The sequence below is a fragment of the Kribbella jejuensis genome, assembly GCF_006715085.1.
In the GTDB taxonomy this organism is placed as follows: domain Bacteria; phylum Actinomycetota; class Actinomycetes; order Propionibacteriales; family Kribbellaceae; genus Kribbella; species Kribbella jejuensis.
The window spans coordinates 1,346,193-1,363,610 of record NZ_VFMM01000001.1; the positions used below are offsets into that span (position 1 = coordinate 1,346,193).

At 68.1% G+C, this 17,418-nt stretch carries 17 protein-coding genes; 8 read left to right on the top strand and 9 right to left on the bottom strand.

From position 1 onward, the window contains the following. Positions 1-55 precede the first annotated feature (55 nt). On the top strand, positions 56-652 hold the full coding sequence (locus tag FB475_RS06495) for a CGNR zinc finger domain-containing protein (protein WP_141853462.1): 597 nt from the start codon (positions 56-58) through the stop codon (positions 650-652). 59 nt (positions 653-711) lie between these two features. Further along, complete coding sequence (locus FB475_RS06500; protein ID WP_141853464.1) at positions 712-1,203, top strand: hypothetical protein; 492 nt, start codon at positions 712-714, stop codon at positions 1,201-1,203. 164 nt (positions 1,204-1,367) lie between these two features. Here the strand turns inward: FB475_RS06500 and FB475_RS06505 are convergent, their stop codons facing one another. The 3 genes from FB475_RS06505 to FB475_RS06515 form a co-directional block, all read right to left on the bottom strand. After that, positions 1,368-2,045 carry a nucleoside/nucleotide kinase family protein gene (locus tag FB475_RS06505; RefSeq protein WP_141853466.1) on the bottom strand — a complete coding sequence of 226 codons (678 nt, stop codon included), beginning with the start codon at positions 2,043-2,045 and terminating at the stop codon, positions 1,368-1,370. A 63-nt stretch (positions 2,046-2,108) separates the two neighbouring features. Further along, positions 2,109-4,304 carry an MMPL family transporter gene (locus FB475_RS06510; protein WP_141853468.1) on the bottom strand — a complete coding sequence of 732 codons (2,196 nt, stop codon included), beginning with the start codon at positions 4,302-4,304 and terminating at the stop codon, positions 2,109-2,111. Positions 4,305-4,504: 200 nt separating this feature from the next. Further along, entirely contained in the window at positions 4,505-5,041 is a 537-nt protein-coding gene (locus tag FB475_RS06515) for a M48 family metallopeptidase (RefSeq protein WP_141853470.1), read from the bottom strand. A gap of 523 nt (positions 5,042-5,564) precedes the next feature. Between FB475_RS06515 and FB475_RS36655 the strand changes: the two genes are divergently transcribed. Together FB475_RS36655 and FB475_RS06520 are read left to right on the top strand one after the other, a co-directional pair. After that, positions 5,565-5,723 carry a DUF5679 domain-containing protein gene (locus tag FB475_RS36655; protein ID WP_012922897.1) on the top strand — a complete coding sequence of 53 codons (159 nt, stop codon included), beginning with the start codon at positions 5,565-5,567 and terminating at the stop codon, positions 5,721-5,723. Between the two features lie 171 nt (positions 5,724-5,894). Next, a complete protein-coding gene (locus tag FB475_RS06520; protein WP_141853472.1) occupies positions 5,895-7,208 on the top strand; it encodes an ABC1 kinase family protein in 1,314 nt (437 codons plus the stop codon). On the opposite strand, the gene FB475_RS06525 is transcribed toward FB475_RS06520, so the two are convergent. Beyond that, entirely contained in the window at positions 7,195-8,652 is a 1,458-nt protein-coding gene (locus FB475_RS06525; protein WP_141853474.1) for an MFS transporter, read from the bottom strand. The two genes, FB475_RS06520 and FB475_RS06525, sit on opposite strands and share 14 nt — an antisense overlap. A gap of 102 nt (positions 8,653-8,754) precedes the next feature. On the opposite strand from FB475_RS06525, the gene FB475_RS06530 reads away from it, so the two are divergent. After that, positions 8,755-9,540, top strand: coding sequence for a DUF899 domain-containing protein (locus tag FB475_RS06530; RefSeq protein WP_141853476.1), 786 nt, complete (start codon positions 8,755-8,757; stop codon positions 9,538-9,540). On the opposite strand, the gene FB475_RS36660 is transcribed toward FB475_RS06530, so the two are convergent. Then, the gene (locus FB475_RS36660) at positions 9,541-9,705 is read right to left on the bottom strand and encodes a hypothetical protein (protein ID WP_185759110.1); all 165 of its coding nucleotides are present in this window, start codon (positions 9,703-9,705) and stop codon (positions 9,541-9,543) included. 19 nt (positions 9,706-9,724) lie between these two features. Here FB475_RS36660 and FB475_RS06535 point away from each other — a divergent pair, with 19 nt between their 5' ends. Further along, positions 9,725-10,246, top strand: a complete 522-nt coding sequence (locus FB475_RS06535; protein WP_141853478.1) for an NUDIX hydrolase — start codon at positions 9,725-9,727, stop codon at positions 10,244-10,246. Between the two features lie 316 nt (positions 10,247-10,562). Here FB475_RS06535 and FB475_RS06545 read toward each other — a convergent pair whose 3' ends face one another. The 3 genes from FB475_RS06545 to FB475_RS06555 all read right to left on the bottom strand — a co-directional run bounded on the left by FB475_RS06545 (position 10,563) and on the right by FB475_RS06555 (position 13,651). Beyond that, positions 10,563-10,850, bottom strand: a complete 288-nt coding sequence (locus FB475_RS06545; protein ID WP_131285495.1) for a WhiB family transcriptional regulator — start codon at positions 10,848-10,850, stop codon at positions 10,563-10,565. 150 nt (positions 10,851-11,000) lie between these two features. Further along, a complete protein-coding gene (locus tag FB475_RS06550; protein ID WP_141853480.1) occupies positions 11,001-11,198 on the bottom strand; it encodes a hypothetical protein in 198 nt (65 codons plus the stop codon). 335 nt (positions 11,199-11,533) lie between these two features. Continuing rightward, positions 11,534-13,651 carry an ATP-dependent DNA helicase UvrD2 gene (locus FB475_RS06555; protein WP_141853482.1) on the bottom strand — a complete coding sequence of 706 codons (2,118 nt, stop codon included), beginning with the start codon at positions 13,649-13,651 and terminating at the stop codon, positions 11,534-11,536. A 101-nt stretch (positions 13,652-13,752) separates the two neighbouring features. Here FB475_RS06555 and FB475_RS06560 point away from each other — a divergent pair, with 101 nt between their 5' ends. Further along, positions 13,753-13,992, top strand: a complete 240-nt coding sequence (locus FB475_RS06560) for a mycoredoxin (RefSeq protein ID WP_141853484.1) — start codon at positions 13,753-13,755, stop codon at positions 13,990-13,992. A 94-nt stretch (positions 13,993-14,086) separates the two neighbouring features. Next, the gene (locus tag FB475_RS06565; protein WP_238331993.1) at positions 14,087-16,444 is read left to right on the top strand and encodes a hypothetical protein; all 2,358 of its coding nucleotides are present in this window, start codon (positions 14,087-14,089) and stop codon (positions 16,442-16,444) included. Here FB475_RS06565 and nudC read toward each other — a convergent pair whose 3' ends face one another. Continuing rightward, positions 16,445-17,368: an NAD(+) diphosphatase gene (gene nudC, locus FB475_RS06570; protein WP_238331994.1), complete on the bottom strand. Its 924-nt coding sequence runs from the start codon at positions 17,366-17,368 to the stop codon at positions 16,445-16,447. It abuts the gene before it with no gap. Positions 17,369-17,418 lie beyond the last annotated feature (50 nt).

A 17,418-nucleotide genomic window follows, 5' to 3' on the forward strand; every position in this document is an offset into this window, starting at 1 on the left:
GACTGTCTAAGTGGCTATGATCGGTCACGCAAGCTCGAGCCTACGGAGGGATCGCATGACTGGTCAAGTGTCTTTTGATAGTCATGCCCGCAGCGTGCTGGCGGCGTCGGTCGAGTACGTCAACCGCCTGACGCCGGGCTACTCGGGCGGTACGCCGTACTCCGCACCGGCCGACGATCCGGAATCGGTCACGTCCGCGGTCGCTGATGCGCTGACCGCGATCGGCTACCCGCCGAGCGCGCGGCCGCCGTTGGAGGACTCGCGTCGCCTGGTCCAGCTTGCTCAGCGCATGCGACTCGTCTTCGAGTCCGCCCACGCCGGCGACCTCGACGCAGCCGCGGCCGAAATCAACTCGCTCCTGGTCGACACCAACGCCCGCCCACAGTTGGACCGCGGCCGCGACCGTCCGTGGAGCCTCCACTTCCACGGCCCCGACGAACAACTGGCCAACGGCTGGGCAGCCGGCTGCGCCGCAGGCCTCGCCCTGGCAGTAGGCAGCGACCTGGCCGGCCGCCTAGGCGTCTGCGCGGCTCCCCACTGCGACCGAGTCTTCGTAGACACCTCCAAAAACGGCCAACGCCGCTTCCACTCCCCCCAATGCCAAAGCCGAGTAAAAGCCGCCGCCCACCGAGCCCGCCACTCCACCACCTGACCCGGCCGGCACTCCACAAATTGGATGCCGGTAGCACGTGTCCCCAGCACAATGGCGCCATGGTCGAGCAGGTCCTTCCGAACGATGCAACACCGCCACCCGCGCTCGTCGCCGCCTGGCTGACCCTCGACAACCTGCACCTGGAGGCGGTGCCGATGTGGGCGGCCAACTGGATCGTCCAGGGATACGACGGTCCATCGCTGGCGGAACTGGCTGGCCTCAACGGCCAGGACACCCGCGAGGTCCGCGACCTCCTACCGGATGCCCTCGCAGACACTGGAATCGCCGCGCTGCCATCCGGTCAGGCTGCGCTCAAGATTGCGTACGACGACATCGCCACGGCGTACCTCGCCGGCCGCGCTCAGTGGACCTGGGCTGCCAACGAAGTCGCCCGACTCGTCATCGCCACCAACTACGCCGAGGAGAACTTCGATCACCCGCTGAGCGTCCTCTGGTACATCGACGAGGAGATTGGTCAGCCATGGGCCCGGACCGATGACGAACTGGCCGCAGACGTACGCCGGCTGTGCATCGATCAACTGCACCACTGACAAACCTCTGCTCGGTCCTGGCGCCCCGAATGGATTCATGTGACGACGCTAGTGCACGCCGCTCGAAGCAGTTCGGCCAGTGCTTCGAGGTGTTCCAACAGCACGCTCACACTGGGTGTGGAAATCGGAGCAACGAGCTAATCGTCCACGATCCTCAGTGTCGGTCAGCCGGCAGATGGTCGGGTGAGGATCGGGCGGGCTGGGTTCTCGTTGTCGATGACGAGGTGGGCGCGCGCGGCGGGATCGACCCGCTTGATGTAGAGGCGTTCCCCCGGGATGTACCGGGTGCGGTACCGATGGGCAGCTGCCTCTGGTGAGTCCATCCAGGCTGCGTCGCGGTCGGTGCCGCGACGGAGTACGGTCTCGAAACTCACGTGTACATACATGCTCAGATCCCAGCAGTCGTTGAGTTCTGGACGTTGCAGGAAAGCACCGTCGGCGATCAGGATCGCGGCCGGGGCCGCAGTACGGACCGGTACGTCGAGCACCTCCGCGGCCGAGCTGTCCCGCAGACCGTTCACATACCGCCGATCCCCACCCGACCCCAACGGCACCAACAACCGCTCCCGGATGCTGTCGCAGTCATACATCTCGAAGTAGTAACTCTCGGGTGATTCGAGCGGATACCGAGTCCGCAGCTCCGGGGCTCGCTTGAAGTGGTCGATTTCGGCGCGGATGAGCTCCCGATCGGTGCGTAGTCGCAGTACGTCGGCCAGCTCGTCTGCCAGTGTCGTCTTGCCTGCAGCGGAGCAGCCGTCCACGGCGACACGTACTGGATGGTCGCGTTCGATGGAGAGCACTTCGTCCGCGAGCTTCTCCAGAACCGCAGCTCGGTCTGCCATGGGTCCATCGTGCAACGACAGCGGCCCACCCGATTCGGGAATCGGGTGGGCCGCTGGGATGTGTTAGCCGACGGGGGTTAGTTCGCGGTTTGGGGTGGGTGGGGGTGTGGCGTGTTTGGGGGGCTTGGGGCGGAGCCACTTGGGGGTCCACCAGTTTGCTTCGCCTAGGAGGGTCATGATGCTGGGGAGGACTACGGCGCGGATGATCGTGGCGTCGATCAGGATTGCGACCGCCAGGCCTACGCCCAGTTGTTTCATGTCCAGGGTGCTCAGGGTGGCGAAGACTGCGAAGACGCCGATCATGACTGCGGCTGCGCTGGTCACCACTCCTGCTGAGCCGGTGATGCCTTCGGCTACGGCCTGGCGGGTTGGGATGCCGCGGAGTACTGCCTCGCGGATCCGGCTTACTACGAAGACGTGGTAGTCCATCGAGAGGCCGAACAGGACCACGAACAGGAACAGTGGGAGCCAGCTGACCACTGCGCCGTTGGAGCGGAAGTGGAGTATGCCTTCGGCCCAGGTGTTCTGGAAGACCGCGGTGACGACTCCGTACGCCGCACCGGCGCTCAGCAGGTTCAGGCCGATCGCGGTGACAGCCACGACGACGGACCTGAACGTCACCATCATCACGATCATCGTCAGCAGCAGTACGAACCCGATCACGAGCGGCAGCTTGGACCGGGTGTGGGCCGCGTAGTCCACGTCCGCGGCCACGAACCCACCGACGGCGTACTCGACCCCGGGCACCTTCCCGACCGTCTCCGGCATCAGCTCCTTGCGCAGCTTGGCCAAGGAATCACGGGCCTGCTGGCTACCACCCTCGTACGGCGTGGCGACCTCAAGCGTCGCGACCGTACCGTCCTTGGAGAAGCGCGGCTCCTCCAGACCGTCCGACGCGAACAGCTTGTCGCCCTTGGTCTTCTGCTGAAGCTCGGCCAGCGCGGCCTTCACCGCGGGCAGCTCGTTCGCAGGCGCCCGTACGGCGACCTCGTGGCTCGTGCCCGTACTCGGGAACGCGGCCGTCAACCGGTCGTACGCCTTCATCACAGACGTCGTCCGCGGCAGGTCCTCGGTACCGGGGAACTTCAGCGTCATGCCCAGCGCCGGCGACGCAACCGCGAGCAGTGCGGTGACTGCGACGAGCAGCGTGGCAACGGGGTGCTTCAGAGCGGGCTTCAGTACGGTCGGCCAGAACCGCGGCCGACGGTTGCCGGCGGTCAGCCGCCACAGCAGCGGGATCCGCGGGCGGTCCACCCAACGACCGAGCTTCGCGAGTACGGCGGGAAGTACGGTCAGCGAGCCGACGACGGCCACCGCGACGACGAGGATCGATCCGACGGCGAACGACGAGAACACCGCGTCCCGGGCCAGGAACAGGCCGGCCATCGAGATGATCACCGCCGTACCGGACACCACGACCGCATGCCCCGAGGTCGCCGCGGCGATCTCGACCGCGTCGACGTGACCGCGGCCCTTGGCGCGTTCCTCGCGTTCACGGCGCAAGTAGAACAGTGAGTAGTCGACGCCGACCGCCATACCGATCAGCAGGATCACGCTGTTCACCGCGTCGACCGCGGGCACCAGCTGGGACGCCGCGGCGGAGAGGCCGATGGCGGCTGCGACGGCGGACAGCGCGAGTAGTACTGGTACCGAGGCGGCGATCAGTGCACCGAAGGCGATCAACAGGATCGCCAGCGTCACCGGCAGGCTGAACATCTCGGCCCGCTTGAAGTCCTTGCCCAGCGTCTCGTTCAGGGCCTTGCCGATCGACAGTCCACCGACCTCCTCGATCCGGAGGTCCGGGTACTGCTGCTGGACCTTGGCGGTGGTGTCGAGCAGCGGCTGGACCCGGGCGTTGTCGTCAGCACCCTGCGGCGCGTCCTTCAGCGTCACTCGGACGATGACCGCGTCGTTCTTCGGCGACGGCATCGGCTGACCGACCTCCGCGACCCCACCGAGGGCGCGCATCTGCTGGATCACCGTGCCGGCCGCCTTCGTCGCCGCGGCCCGGTCGAGCTGTCCGGACGGCGCCGTGATCAGCACGCTCTCCACGTCCGGGTCGTCGAAGTTGCCGGACTTCACGATGTTGTCGGCCCGGGTCACCTCGCCGATGTTGCCCTCGTCGGTGGACTTCTTTGTGCCGGTCACCGAGCCGAGCGCGAAACACGCGGCTACCACGACCACGCACATCGCGATCGCGCGCCACGGATGGGTGGCGCTCCAGCGCGCCGCCCGGACCGTGATCTGTCCCCTGGCCATACCTTCCCTGCCCCTCTGCGCCCCCACCGGCGCCCCACCCAGCGCACCTGGCGTGGCGCTGGCTACGGGACAAAAGCCTCGCTGGCAGGCACACCGCGCGACCATGCAGGAAGCCCCCTAGTAACCCCTGGGGAAGACCCCACCCCTCCCTTTCCCGTACGGCGTACGCACCCGGTGATCGGATGTCCGCACCGAGGGCGTCAGAAGTCCTCGAAGTCGAGCGAGGCGGCGGCCGAGACCCCCTCCAGATACCCCTCGGCGCGCTCTGCCTTGGGGTAGCGGTGGACCAAGGACCAGAAGTGGGCGTTGTGCGCCGGCTCGACCAGATGGGCCAGCTCGTGCACCAGCACGTAGTCGACGACCCAGGCCGGCATCGACTGCAGCCGGGTGCTCAAACGGATCGACCGGTCCGCCGGGGTGCACGATCCCCACCGTCTGTTTTGGTTCGAAACCCACCTCACCGACGCAGGTTCGGGCACTTCCGGGAGGTGACGACACGCGAGTTCGTGTGCTCTGGCCAACAATTTTTCGTCCGACACGCGCGATCGGCTGCGCTGCTTCTCGAGCCGCGCCAGCATGGTCTCGACCCAGCGCGCCTCCTCGGCGGCCGACAGCCGGTCGGGCATCAGCACGACCACCCGCTCACCGTCGCGGTACGCGCTGACCGTGCGCTTGCGGCGCTTGCTGCGGCGGATGTCGACGTACGGCGGGATCGGGCGCGGTGGGGAGTCGGCCATGGCTCAAAAATGTACCCCCCGAATCCGACAACTTTCTTCCGCGCACAGCCTGTGGACTTGTGTTTTCGCAGGTCAGGCGCCAGATCGTGAGCCCTGGGACCCCGGTTGTTCACATCGTGTTCCCCCGCCCGTCCACAGTGCCGCGCGGCGCGTCCCACAGGTTGCGCACAGAGTTATCCACAGGGGTGGACAACCGGGGCTTGCCACCGCTGCCGTGGCCTCCTAGCGTCGTCTGCAACAGGCTCCCGGACCGCCTCCGGGGCTGCTCGGAGGGGAAGCCGAGTGGCTCCGGAGGCGGATCACCGGGAGCCTGTTCCGCGCCGCCGAAAGTCTCGGTAAGGGCTTTCCCAGGCGGGCCGACGCGGCACGCGGACGCCGACGTGCGCTTGAGCGTGCGGAAAGCTGCCGTAGGGTGAATCCCGACTGGGCCGAACGGCCTACGGCAGGACGGTCTGCCGTTAGCATCCAACGACTGCCCGGGGCCAGACCCCGGGCTGAAATTCAGAGCAAGGAGAGGGCCCTCATGGCAGAGACCTGGAGCGGCGAGTTCTACTGCGTCAAGTGCAAGGCCAAGCGCACCGCCGACGGCGAGGTCAAGGTCAACGACAAGGGCACGCGCATGGCGAAGGCCAAGTGCCCCGAGTGCGGTACGAACCTGAACCGGATCCTCGGCAAGGCCTGACGCACCCCGTAGCACCAGTAGGACCGAGCAGTACGAGTAACACCGCGGAGGCGGTGTCCGGCCGGTCGCCGGGCGCCGCCTCCCGCTGTGAGCGAGTCGTGATCGCATCGATGAGGACGACACCGGGCACCCCGGAGCGCCCGGACTTGGGTGACCGGACAGAATGGGTACGTGTCGGACCTTCCCCGTAAGGCGCTGAGCCGGACCGCGAAACTTGCCAGCCTGCCGCTCGGCGCCGCCGGGCGCGCGACGGTCGGCCTGGGCAAACGGATCGGTGGCGCACCCGCCGAGGCGGTGTTCGCCGAGTTCCAGCGCCGCACCGCGGACCAGCTGTTCGCCGTCCTGGGCGAGCTCAAGGGCGGCGCGATGAAGTTCGGGCAGATGCTCAGCCTGATGGAATCGGCGATGCCGGAGGAGTTCGCGGCGCCGTACCGGGCCACCCTGACCAAGCTGCAGGACTCCGCTCCGCCGATGCCGGCCTCGACCGTGGACACGATCCTGTCCCGGGAGCTCGGCAAGCGCTGGCGGGACCGTTTCGACGAGTTCAACGAGGTTCCGGCGGCGGCCGCGTCGATCGGCCAGGTGCACCGCGGACGGCTGAAGGACGGCCGTGAGGTCGCGGTCAAGCTGCAGTACCCGGGTGCCGCCGAGGCGCTCCGGTCGGACCTGCGTCAGCTCGGCCGGGTCGGCCGCACGATCGGCACGATGATCCCGGGCCTGGACGTGAAGCCGCTGGTCGCGGAGCTGCAGGAGCGGATCGGCGAGGAGCTCGACTACGACCGCGAGGCGCAGGCCCAGCAGCAGTACGCCGACGCCTTCAAGGACCACCCGGAGTTCGTCGTACCGCGGGTGGTGAAGCACTCCCCCACCGTGATCGTGTCCGAGTGGATCGAGGGCCGGCCGCTGTCGTCGTACATCAGTGACGGCACGAAGCAGGAGCGGGACGCGATCGGGCTGAAGTACGCGCGGTTCATGTTCAGCGGACCGAAGTACGCCGGTCTGCTGCACTCCGATCCGCATCCCGGGAACTTCCGCGTGCTGGCCGACGGCCGGCTCGGCGTGGTCGACTTCGGCCTCTGCGCCCGGCTCCCGGACGGACTGCCGCCGGCGATCGGCAGGCTGCTGCGGATCTCGCTGCTCGGCGACGGGATCGCGGTCCGGGACGGTCTCAAGGCCGAGGGCTTCATCAAGCCTCGGATGGAGATCGATCCGGAGCAGCTGATGAACTACCTGTCGCCGTTCGCGGACCCGGCCCGGGAGGAGACGTTCCAGTTCAGCCGGGCCTGGATGCGTGCGCAGGCGAACCGGACCAGTGACTTCCGGTCGCCGAACGCGTCGCTCGCACTGCGCCTGAACCTGCCTCCGTCGTACCTGCTGATCCATCGCGTCTGGATCGGCGGCATCGCCGTACTGTCCCAGCTCGAGGCGCAGGCGCCGTTCCGGGCGGTCCTGGAGGAGCTCCTCCCCGGCTTCACCGACGACTGAGGACCGGTAGCGCCCGGAGCGTGACCGCGAGCAGGACCGCCATCGCGGCCAGCGCCGCGGCGGTGATCCCGGCCGCCAGGTGCAGGCCGGAGGTGAAGGCGTCACGGGCGTGCTCCAGGACATCGCCCGTCGCGCCGGAGGCGATCGTCTCGCCGAGCGAGTTGCTGCCCGTCCGGCCGCGGTAGACGGCGGTCACCACGCAGCCGAGGACGGCGATGCCGAGCGAGTACCCGAACTCGTTGCCGGTCTGGGTCAGCGCGCCCGCCGAGCCCGCCTGCTCCGGTGGGACCGAGCCGATCACCAGGTTCGTCCCCAGGATGACCAGCGCGCCTGGCCCGAAGCATTCGAACGCGAACGCGATGACCAGAACGGTCGTCGACGTCGTCAGGCTGACCACGACCATCCCGACCACCGTGAACGCGACCCCGATCGGGATCAGCACGCCCGGCCGGATCCGCTGCGCCAGCCGCGGCGCGAGCTGGAACCCGATCGTCGACGTGATCATGCCCGGTACCAGCGCCAGCCCCGCCTGCAGCGGTGTCATGCCCTTGACCAGCTGGAAGTACTGCGCGACGAACACCATCACGCCACCGGACAGCATCGAGTACGCCGTCATGCTGCCGAGCGTCACGCTGAACGTCCGCCGGGTGAACAGCCGAACGTCGACGAGCGGGTCGTCCAGTCGCGCCTGCCGCCGTACGAAGACGATGCCGAAGAGGACACCGAACGCGAGCGCCCCGAGGGCCTGGGCGTCGGCACCGTGCGCCGCCAGGTGTTTCAGACCGTGGATGACCGGCAGGATCGCGGCCAGCGACAGCAGCACGCTCGGTACGTCGATCCGCCCGGCCCGCTCGTTGCGGTACTCCGGCAGCAGTACCGGCCCCACCGCCAGCAGCACGACCATCGCGGGTACGCCGATCAGGAACGCCGAGCCCCACCAGAAGTGGTTCAGCAGGACGCCACCGACGATCGGGCCGATGATGGCGCCGACCGTGAAGCAGCCGCCCCAGACGCCGAGTGCGGTGGCGCGCCGGCGCTCGTCCGGGAACAGCGTGGAGATCAGCGACAGTGTGCACGGCGCGATCGCGGCGCCGGCGATGCCCAGGACTGCGCGGGCGCCGATAAGCATTGCCGGGTTCACCGAGTACGCCGCGACGACCGAGGCGACGCCGAACACGGCGGCCGCGATCAGCAGCAGCCGCCGGCGCCCGAGGCGGTCACCGAGATTGCCCATCGTGATCATCAGGCCGGCCACCATGAACCCGTACACGTCCAGGATCCACAGCTGCTGGCTCCCGGTCGCGCCGAGCGCTGCGGTGACCGAGGGGATCGCCAGCAGCATCACGAACAGATCCAGCGACACGAGCAGCGCCGCCAGGCACAGCACACCCAGCGCGATCCACGGCCGCTTGCTCGTCGCCACCACGTCTGCCTCGATGGTCATGATCGTTCCTTTCGCGGAAGTTCCTTCACCCACTGCGTCGATCGGAGCGCGTCGGCGTCGACATATCTTCGAAAGGAACTTCTTCGAGGAGCGGAGACCGTGATGACGACGTTCGGAAACCTCCCTGAGGTCGTGTCGCCAGACGAGTGGCTGGCCGCCCGCCGGGAACTGCTGCGGCTGGAGAAGGAGGTCACGCACGCCCGGGACCGCCTGAACGCCGAGCGGCGGCGGTTGCCGATGGTGCGGATCACCAAGCCGTACGTCTTCGAGGGACCCGACGGACCGGTCGGTCTGCTCGACCTGTTCGAGGGCCGGGACCAGCTGGTGATCCATCACTTCATGTTCGCCCCGGACTGGGACGAGGGCTGCCCGAGCTGTTCGTCGGCGGCCGACGAGATCGGCAACCTGCGGCAGCTGCACGTCCGGAACACGTCGCTCGCCGCCGTGTCGCGGGCGCCGTACCCCAAGCTGGCCGTATTCAAGGAGCGGCTGGGCTGGACGTTCCCGTGGTACTCGTCGTACCCGGGCGACTTCAACTACGACTTCCACGCGACGCTCGACGACCGGGTCGCGCCGGTACTGCTGCACTTCCGGACGCAGGCGGAGCTGGCCACCGAGAAGGGCACGCCCTGGACGGACGGGCCGTGGACCGCGGACATGAACGGCGAGGAGATGCCGGGGATCAGCGCGTTCCTGCGGGTCGGCGACGAGGTGTTCCACACGTACTCGACGTTCGGCCGCGGGATCGAGGACTTCCACAACTGCTACCGATACCTCGACCTGACCCTCCTCGGCCGGCAGGAAGCGTGGGAGGAGCCGGCCGGGCGGGCCGAGCCGCTCGGGCTCCAGGTCGGCGGGCCGTCGATGCGGGTGCCCGACCGGTACTGATCACCAGTAGACGGAGTCGAGCTTGCCCTCGATGCTGCGGACGTTCTCGCGGGCGCAGCGATCGCAGTACAGCAGCTTGCGGCCGTCCTCGATGGACGTCATCCAGGTCAGCGGCACGTCCTCCGACTCCGCCTGCCGACCACACAACGCACAGGTAGCTCTCACATGTCCTAGTGTGCCCTGCGTGCGATGGACGGTTCACGGCGAGGGTGAAGTCTGGGGAAATCAGTGGCTGAGCGTACGGCGGCTGGACGTCGAGCAGCCTGACGGGCTGCGGTTCGACTATCACGCCGTACGGCTGAAGGACATCGCAGCGGCTGTCGTCACCCGGGACGAGCATGTGCTGCTGATGTGGCGGCACCGCTTCCTGACCGACACGTGGGCGTGGGAGCTCCCGATGGGGATCATCGAGCCGGGTGAGAGCCCGCAGACGGCGGCGGCCCGGGAGCTGCTGGAGGAGACCGGGTGGCAGGCGGACAGGCTGACCGAGCTGATCCGGTCGGAGCCGGCCGCCGGGATCATGGACTCGCGGCATTTCGTGTACCGGGCGACGGCCGCGAGGTGGGTCGGTGAGCCGACCGAGAAGAACGAGTCGGACCGGATCGAATGGATCCCGATCGCCGACCTGCCCGGGATGATCGCCCGGCACGAGATCGTCAGTGGGATCACGTTGATCGGGCTGCTGCAACTGCTGGTGCAAAGCTGAAGGGGCGGCACCCCCGGTGGGTGCCGCCCCTCGATGGTTCAGCTGGTCAGGCTGTTGTGTGGATCAGACCAGGCGGGCGAGTGCGAGGCGCGCGCGTGCGCTGGCCCTCTCCGCTCGCCGCGAGGCCCGCTCGGCCTGCTTCTGCGCCCGCTCGAGCTGACGAGCGAAGTGGAAGCGCCGGTTCTGCTCTGCGTCGTTCAATGTGGAACGACAATGAGCACGGGCGAGATCTTCATTGAGTAAATGCATTTCGGTGCTCCTGTTGAAAGTCTGGGTAGTCATCGTTCGGACTCGTTTTCGGTAGGGGTTGTCGTCGTCAGGCAGCGGTTACGGTGTCGCTCTTGCGGGGACGCCCACGGGGCCGCTTGCGCGGAACCACCACACCCTGGACGAACAGCTCGCCACCCCACACTCCCCACGGCTCGGAACGCTCGAGCGCTCCGGCCAGGCACTCGGCCTTCAGCGGGCAGGTCGTGCAGAGCGACTTCGCGTACTCGACGTCCGCCGGCGATTCGGCGAAGAAGAGTTCTGGCGCGTAGGACCGACAGGGCAGGTCCTGCGACGTTGCCACCTCGGTGAAGACATCGAGGAAGCTCACGCTCATTCCGGTCACCTCCCAGTGACTGTTGTTGCTGATCTCTTGTCGTCCCTGACGGCTGCCGGTTGGCAACCGCCAAATCTGTGTTGACAAACAAAAGGGCCGCGGGACCCTTGGGTGGGTTCCGCGGCCTGGAGGTGCCGGCTCTGACGCTTGTCAGACCGGTGGACTCCATGCTCGAGAACCCGAATCGCCGTACTTCACATCGCCGACAGCTCCGCCCTTGAACTGGGCAGCGCCGGAAGCCATGAGCACAACGGTCGCGACGTGCAGGCGCGGCGAGGCACCCGGGATCTGGGCGCACGGCAGCGCGGCAGCGTCGCTGAACGGCTTCTTGACCGTGTTGGTGATCATTTCCAGGGCACCTCCTCTCGTTGTGGCGAAGCGGGCGGTTGGCTCGATCGCTATGGTGGTTTGAAGTTTTCGGCCAGGCTTCGACCGCAGAAAGAACAGTACGCCGTCCGCGCCGAAGCCCGCAAACTATTTATTGCCAGTTCGCGAAGTTGGCCGGAAGTTGCCGCTCCGACGACCGGATCTGACCGTCGAAGAAGCTTTCCAGCACGCTCCGGGACGCCGTCCGCACGCTGCGGGATCGTTGCCCTTGTCACCTAACTGCCACGTCTGCCAGGAGCAGAACACGGCCTGTCGTCCAGCATGCGCCGCGCTTCGCGTGCCTGGCAACAGATTTGTCAGCGCGTGCAGAGGTTGATGATCTGCTCGCCGTACTTGCTGATCTTGGTATGGCCGATGCCCGGGATCTGCCGGAGCGCCTGCGCGTCGGCGGGCCGGGTCTCCGCGATCGCGGTCAGCGTCGCGTCGGTCAGGATCACGAACGCGGGCATCTTCTCGGACTCGGCCTGCTCGGTGCGCCACTCGACCAGGGCGTCGTACAGCTTCTGGTCCATCGTGGACGGGCAGTCCTCGCAGCGGCCGAGCTTGCGCGCGCCCGGCTCGAGCAGGCCCTTCCCGCAGACCCGGCACTTCGGGATCGGCCGGCCGGACCGCTCCGAGCGCGCCGGCCGCTCCCAGCCGACGGAGGTCGACGGATTCCACTCCGACCGCGCCGTCCGGACGCCGATCGGGTCGAGGAACCGCGTCGGCCCGCGGGTCCCGCGGCCGCCTGGCGAGCGGGACGTCGCCCAACTGACGAACAGCTGCTGCTTCGCGCGCGTCACGCCGACGTAGAACAGCCGGCGCTCCTCCTCCACCTGTGCCGGCGTCTGGGCGTAGCTGATCGGCAAGGTCCCCTCGTGCGCCCCGACGATGAACACGCACTCCCACTCCAGCCCCTTCGCCGCGTGCAGTGTCGCCAGCGTGACACCCTCCGCCAGCGGCGCGTGCTGGATCGTCGCCCGCCGGTCCAGCTCCGCCATCAATTCGGGCAACCGCGCCGACGGGTGCTCCGCGGCGAAGTCGGCCGTCATCGTCACCAGCGCGCTCAGCGACTCCCACCGGTCCCGCACTGCGCCGGTCCCGGTCGGCGGCTCCGCGGTCCATCCGGCGCCGGCCAGCACGCCGGTCACCGTCGACAACAGGTCGTCCGACACGTCGCCGGCCTTCACCTGCCCGCGCAGCAGGACGGCGGCCTGCCGGATCTCGGCCCGCTCGAAGAACCGCTCCGCGCCCTTCAGCACGGTCGGGATCTTCCGCTCGGCCAGCGCCTGCTCGAAGTTCTCCGACTGCGCGTTGGTCCGGAACAGCACGGCGATGTCGCGTAGCGCCACGCCCTCGTCTCGCAGCCGGACGACAGCCCGCGCGACCGCATCCGCCTCCGCGACCTCGTCGGAGTACTCGCGGTAGACCGGGACCGGGCCGGCCTCCTTCTGCGAGCGGAGCGTGACCCGCCCGGGCAGACCGGTCGGGCCCGCCGCGTCGAGGATCTTGTTCGCGACGTCGACGATCTGCGGGGTCGAGCGGTAGTCGCGGACCAGCTTGATCAGCGTCGCGGAGGGATGCCGGGACGCGAAGCGGACCAGGTTCTCCGGCTCGGCGCCGGCCCAGGAGTAGATGGTCTGCGCCGGGTCACCGACCACGCAGACGTCCTCGCGACCGCCCAGCCACAGGTCGAGCAGGCTCTGCTGCAGCGGCGAGACGTCCTGGTACTCGTCCACGACGAAGGTCCGGTACTGCCGGCGGATCTCCGCCGCGACCCGCTCGTCCTCCGCGAGCAGCGCGACCGCGCAGAGCAGCACGTCCTCGAGGTCGATCCGCCCGCGCTCGAGCTTCACGTCCTCGTACGCCGCGAAGATCCGGGCGATCGTCGCCGGGTCGAAGGCGGCGAGCTGGCGCCCGGAACGAGGCGCCAGCTTGGCGTAGTCGTCCGGGCGGACGTTGCTCACCTTGGCCCACTCCACCTCACCGGCGAGGTCGCGCAGCGCGGGCGTGTCGACGCGGATCCGGCACCGCGACGCGGCCTCGGTCAGCAGCGGGAACTTCCGGTCCACGATCGGCGGCAGCTCCCCGCCGTACACCTTGGGCCAGAAGAACCGCGCCTGGCGCAGCGCCGCCGAGTGGAACGTCCGGGCCTGGACGCCCTGGACGCCGAGCTGGGCGAGCCGGCCGCGCATCTCGCCCGCCGCGCGCTGGGTGAAGGTCACCGCGAGCACCCGGACCGGGTCGAACGTGCCGGTGCGTACGCCGTACGCGATCCGGTGGGTGATCGCCCGGGTCTTCCCCGTGCCCGCACCCGCCATCACCACGACCGGCCCGTGCAGGGCGGTCGCGACCGCCCGCTGCTCCGGATCGAGCGCCTCGAGAAGGCTCTCCGCGGAGGCGGGTCGTGTGAAGTCGCTCACGGACTGAGACATGCGGGAACAGCACCACCTGCGCCATGGTTCGGATACGTCGAGGGCAACCCTAGACGGGTCGTCCGACAAAACCCCTCCCAGCTCCAACAAGGAGTCCGCCGATGTCGGCTTTCACCATGTATTCGACCCCGTGGTGCGGCTACTGCCACCGCCTCAAGGGCCAGCTCGACCGAGCCGGCATCGAGTTCACCGAGGTCGACATCGAGCAGGTCCCCGGCGCCGCCGAGATCGTCGAGAAGATCAACAACGGCAACCAGACGGTGCCGACCGTGGTCTTCCCGGACGGCACCGCGATGACCAACCCGTCACTCGCCCAGGTAGCGGAGAAGCTCGCCGCGTAACTGAATAACGGCTCAGGCCGTATTGGCTGAGCCATGGACTTTACGGCCATGGCCGTTATACCTTGCGATGAACCACGTCGCAGGGAGTCCGCCCATGTTCTCGCGCCGTCTATTCCGCCGTGCCTTCATCACTTTCATCGCCGCGACAGGTCTGCTCGCGACCGCGGGCCTGCACGCAACAGCGGCCCCGCCGAGTGATCTGCCGGACCCGTTCCCGTCCGAGAACTGGCCGCTCGGTCCGGCCGTCAGACCGCTCGCTCCGTCCGCGGACGTCGTCAAGGACCTCGGCTCACCGGTCAGTTCGCTCACGATCATGGAGGGTGCGGTCGGCCGCACCCCCGACGGTCGCGGCGTCGTGTACGCCGTACCCGCGGGTGAGAACGCCCGTTTGAACGTCGTCGATCTGCACTCACGCCAACTGCTGCGGACCGTCCCACTGCCCGGCGCGGCCGGCGGCTGGGCGATCGTCGTCGTACCGAACGGTGACGTCTACCTCGGTACGTACGCCAACGCGCATCTCTACCGCTACAGCCCGGTCACCGGCGAGGTGACCGATCTCGGCCAGCCGATCCCGGGGCAGTCGCAGATCTACGGCCTCACGTCCGATCCGGACGGCAACGTGTACGCCGGGACGTACCCGAACGCGCACGCGTTCAAGTACGACGCCACGACCGGTGAGGTCACCGACTACGGCTCGCTGGACCCCGTACAGCAGTACGCACGCTCCACGGTCTACGACCCCGACCACAACAAACTGTTCGTCGGTGTCTCCACTCCGAACGCCCGGCTGCTCCGGATCGACGTAGCCACCAATGCGGTCGAGGACATCACTCCCCCGGGCATTACGGCCAAGGACTTCATCGACCTGGACTACGCGGACGGCAGGGTGTTCGCCAACGCGAGCAGCCGTCTGGTCGTGGTGGACGCGGTGAGCGGAGAGCAACTCAAGTACACCGACGCGACCACGGGCCAGCAGGTGATGGACTACCCCATCGCTGCGCGTGGCGTGTCCCCAGCCGGCCCGGGCGGTGTCTACTTCACCGACAACACGCTCAAGCTCATCCACTACGACCTGGCCACCAACACGGTCGGCCCCGTCATGCCGGTGCGCACGCTGACCCGTGGAGCGTCCATCGGCTACGGCTGGGTGACTGAGAACGGCGTACCGGTCCTGTACGGCCTTGCAGGTAACTACTCCGGTGGCACGTTCCGCTACAACCCCGCGGACGGCACGCTCGCTCAATGGAGCTCTCCGTTCCAGTACGTGCCGTCTCCACTCATGCACGAGCTGGCCGATCCCAGTACGGGCAAGGTCTTCGTCAACGTCTATCTGAACGGCTCGACCGCCATCTACGACCCCGCGACCGGCAAGTCGACCGTGACTACCCGCCAGGGACAGGTGGAAGGCTGGGCGTGGGACGGCCACGGCAAGATGTACGTCGGCATCTACCCGTACGGCAGGCTCTCGCTCTGGGACCCGACCAAACCGGACAGCTCCACCAACCCGAAGGAGCTGTTCAGCCTCGTCGACAGCGACCACCAGAACAGACCGGTCGCTGTAGTACCTGACGGCGACCACGTCTACGTCGGCACTACCCCCGCGTACGGCGAGTACGGCGGCGCGCTGACCGTGTACGACGTACCGACCGGAGCTCACACCGTCTACCGGGACCTGGTGACCGATCAGACGATCGCCTCGATCGTGCCGGACGGCAACGACGTCTGGCTCGGCTCCAGCATCGAGGGCGGCCAGGGCACCGAGCCGAAGGCGAGCGAAGCCCACCTGGTCAAGGTGGATCCAGCGACGGGACAGGTGCTCACCGACATCGTCCCAGTGCCTGGTGCGGCGAGTATCAACGAGCTGATCACCGGTCCGGACGACAACATCTGGGGTCTGGCCGACGGCATCGTGTTCGCCGTCGACCCGGCGACCGGTGTGGTGAAGCGGCTGCTGCCCGTGTTCAGCGGATTCACCGGCTCACAGGACGGCGCACTCTCCTGGCGGGACGGCTACCTCTACGGAGTGACGGGCGGCCGGCTGTTCGTACTGGACATCCTCAGCGGACAGACGACCGTACTGCGCGACCACGGGCTGAACCGGCTCACCCAAACGCCGGACGGTACGTACTACACGCTGCTACGCCCGGACGGGTACATCAACCCGACCAACCTGGCGTCCTACACCCCGCCGGTGGACCCGTGCCCGCACTCCGACCTACGGCCGACGGTGTGGACCGGCAACATCGACAGCCACGTCCAGAACCGGTTCTTGACGTACGGCTGCACGCTGACCGACGTACTACCCGACGCCGGAGCGGACTGGCCGAGCCACAGCGCCTACGTGAGCGCGGTCGTGAAGAAGGTGCACGAACTCGAGGGCGACGGCTCCATCGCCCGCTGGGAAGGCACCCTCGTCATCGTGGCCGCGGCCCGGTCGGACGTGGGCCGCTGATCACCAGCTGCCGCTGAGGCTCTCGCCGTACCAGCCTTCGATCAGGCGGCGGGAGATCGAGATCGCACCTGGGAGGGCCATCGTGCCGGCGTCGACCAGCACGCGGAGGTCCTCCCGGGTGAACCATTTCGCCTCGGCGATCTCGTCCTGGTCCACCTCGATCTCGAAGCCCGTCGCCTTCGCGTAGAACCCGAGCATCAGGCTCGCGGGCAGCGGCCACGGCTGGCTGCCCGCGTACTCGATCTCCGGGCCGACGATCACGCCGGTCTCCTCGAGCACCTCACGCCGTACCGCCGACTCCAGCGACTCACCCGGCTCCACGAAGCCGGCGAGCGTCGAGTAGCGGCCGACGGGCCACGCCTCGTTGCGGCCGAGCAGCGCACGGTCCTGGTCGTCGGTGACGAGCACGATGATCGCCGGGTCGCTCCGCGGGAAGTGGCTCTTTCCACACACCGGGCAATGGCGAACGTGCCCGGCCTCGACCACCTCGGTGTGCTCGCCACAGTTCGCGCAGTGGGTGTGGACGCCGTGCCAGTTCGACAGGCCGATCAGATGCACGGCGATACCGGCCTCGCGATCGACCAGCAGTGCGCCCAGCTCACGCAGGCCGGCGTACGACTCGTCGGGCGTACCGTCGACGATCACGCCGAAGACCGCCCGGCCCTCCGCGGTCATGCCGGCCCCGGACTCGCGGTCGATCCCGAGGAAGACCCGGATCCCGTCGGGTGCCTCGCCCGGCGTCAGGAACCGCAGTGCGGAACGGTCCTCGACCACCTGGATCTGGTCGCCGGCCACGACGACCACCTGGGTGTCCGGCGCGGCCCAGGCCTTCTCCAGCCAGTCGTCGTCACGGCGGCGATCAGCGGCGCGGTCCAGGACGGAACGGGACAGGGCTAGCGAACCGGGAGTGATGGAGTAGGCCACAGGTCTCAACCTACCCCGGCCCGGTGACTGGTCTCCGTGAGAGCATCCCC

Bases quoted from the DNA above. Each gene is read 5' to 3' on its own strand.
- FB475_RS06560 (WP_141853484.1), top strand. From the start codon at position 13,753: ATGTCGGCTTTCACCATGTATTCGACCCCGTGGTGCGGCTACTGCCAC.
- FB475_RS36655 (WP_012922897.1), top strand. From the start codon at position 5,565: ATGGCAGAGACCTGGAGCGGCGAGTTCTACTGCGTCAAGTGCAAGGCC.
- FB475_RS06545 (WP_131285495.1), bottom strand. From the start codon at position 10,850: ATGAGCGTGAGCTTCCTCGATGTCTTCACCGAGGTGGCAACGTCGCAG.
- FB475_RS06515 (WP_141853470.1), bottom strand. From the start codon at position 5,041: ATGGCCGACTCCCCACCGCGCCCGATCCCGCCGTACGTCGACATCCGC.
- FB475_RS06530 (WP_141853476.1), top strand. From the start codon at position 8,755: ATGACGACGTTCGGAAACCTCCCTGAGGTCGTGTCGCCAGACGAGTGG.
- FB475_RS06555 (WP_141853482.1), bottom strand. From the start codon at position 13,651: ATGTCTCAGTCCGTGAGCGACTTCACACGACCCGCCTCCGCGGAGAGC.
- FB475_RS06565 (WP_238331993.1), top strand. From the start codon at position 14,087: ATGTTCTCGCGCCGTCTATTCCGCCGTGCCTTCATCACTTTCATCGCC.
- FB475_RS06550 (WP_141853480.1), bottom strand. From the start codon at position 11,198: ATGATCACCAACACGGTCAAGAAGCCGTTCAGCGACGCTGCCGCGCTG.
- FB475_RS06525 (WP_141853474.1), bottom strand. From the start codon at position 8,652: ATGACCATCGAGGCAGACGTGGTGGCGACGAGCAAGCGGCCGTGGATC.
- FB475_RS06495 (WP_141853462.1), top strand. From the start codon at position 56: ATGACTGGTCAAGTGTCTTTTGATAGTCATGCCCGCAGCGTGCTGGCG.
- FB475_RS06500 (WP_141853464.1), top strand. From the start codon at position 712: ATGGTCGAGCAGGTCCTTCCGAACGATGCAACACCGCCACCCGCGCTC.
- FB475_RS06505 (WP_141853466.1), bottom strand. From the start codon at position 2,045: ATGGCAGACCGAGCTGCGGTTCTGGAGAAGCTCGCGGACGAAGTGCTC.
- FB475_RS06510 (WP_141853468.1), bottom strand. From the start codon at position 4,304: ATGGCCAGGGGACAGATCACGGTCCGGGCGGCGCGCTGGAGCGCCACC.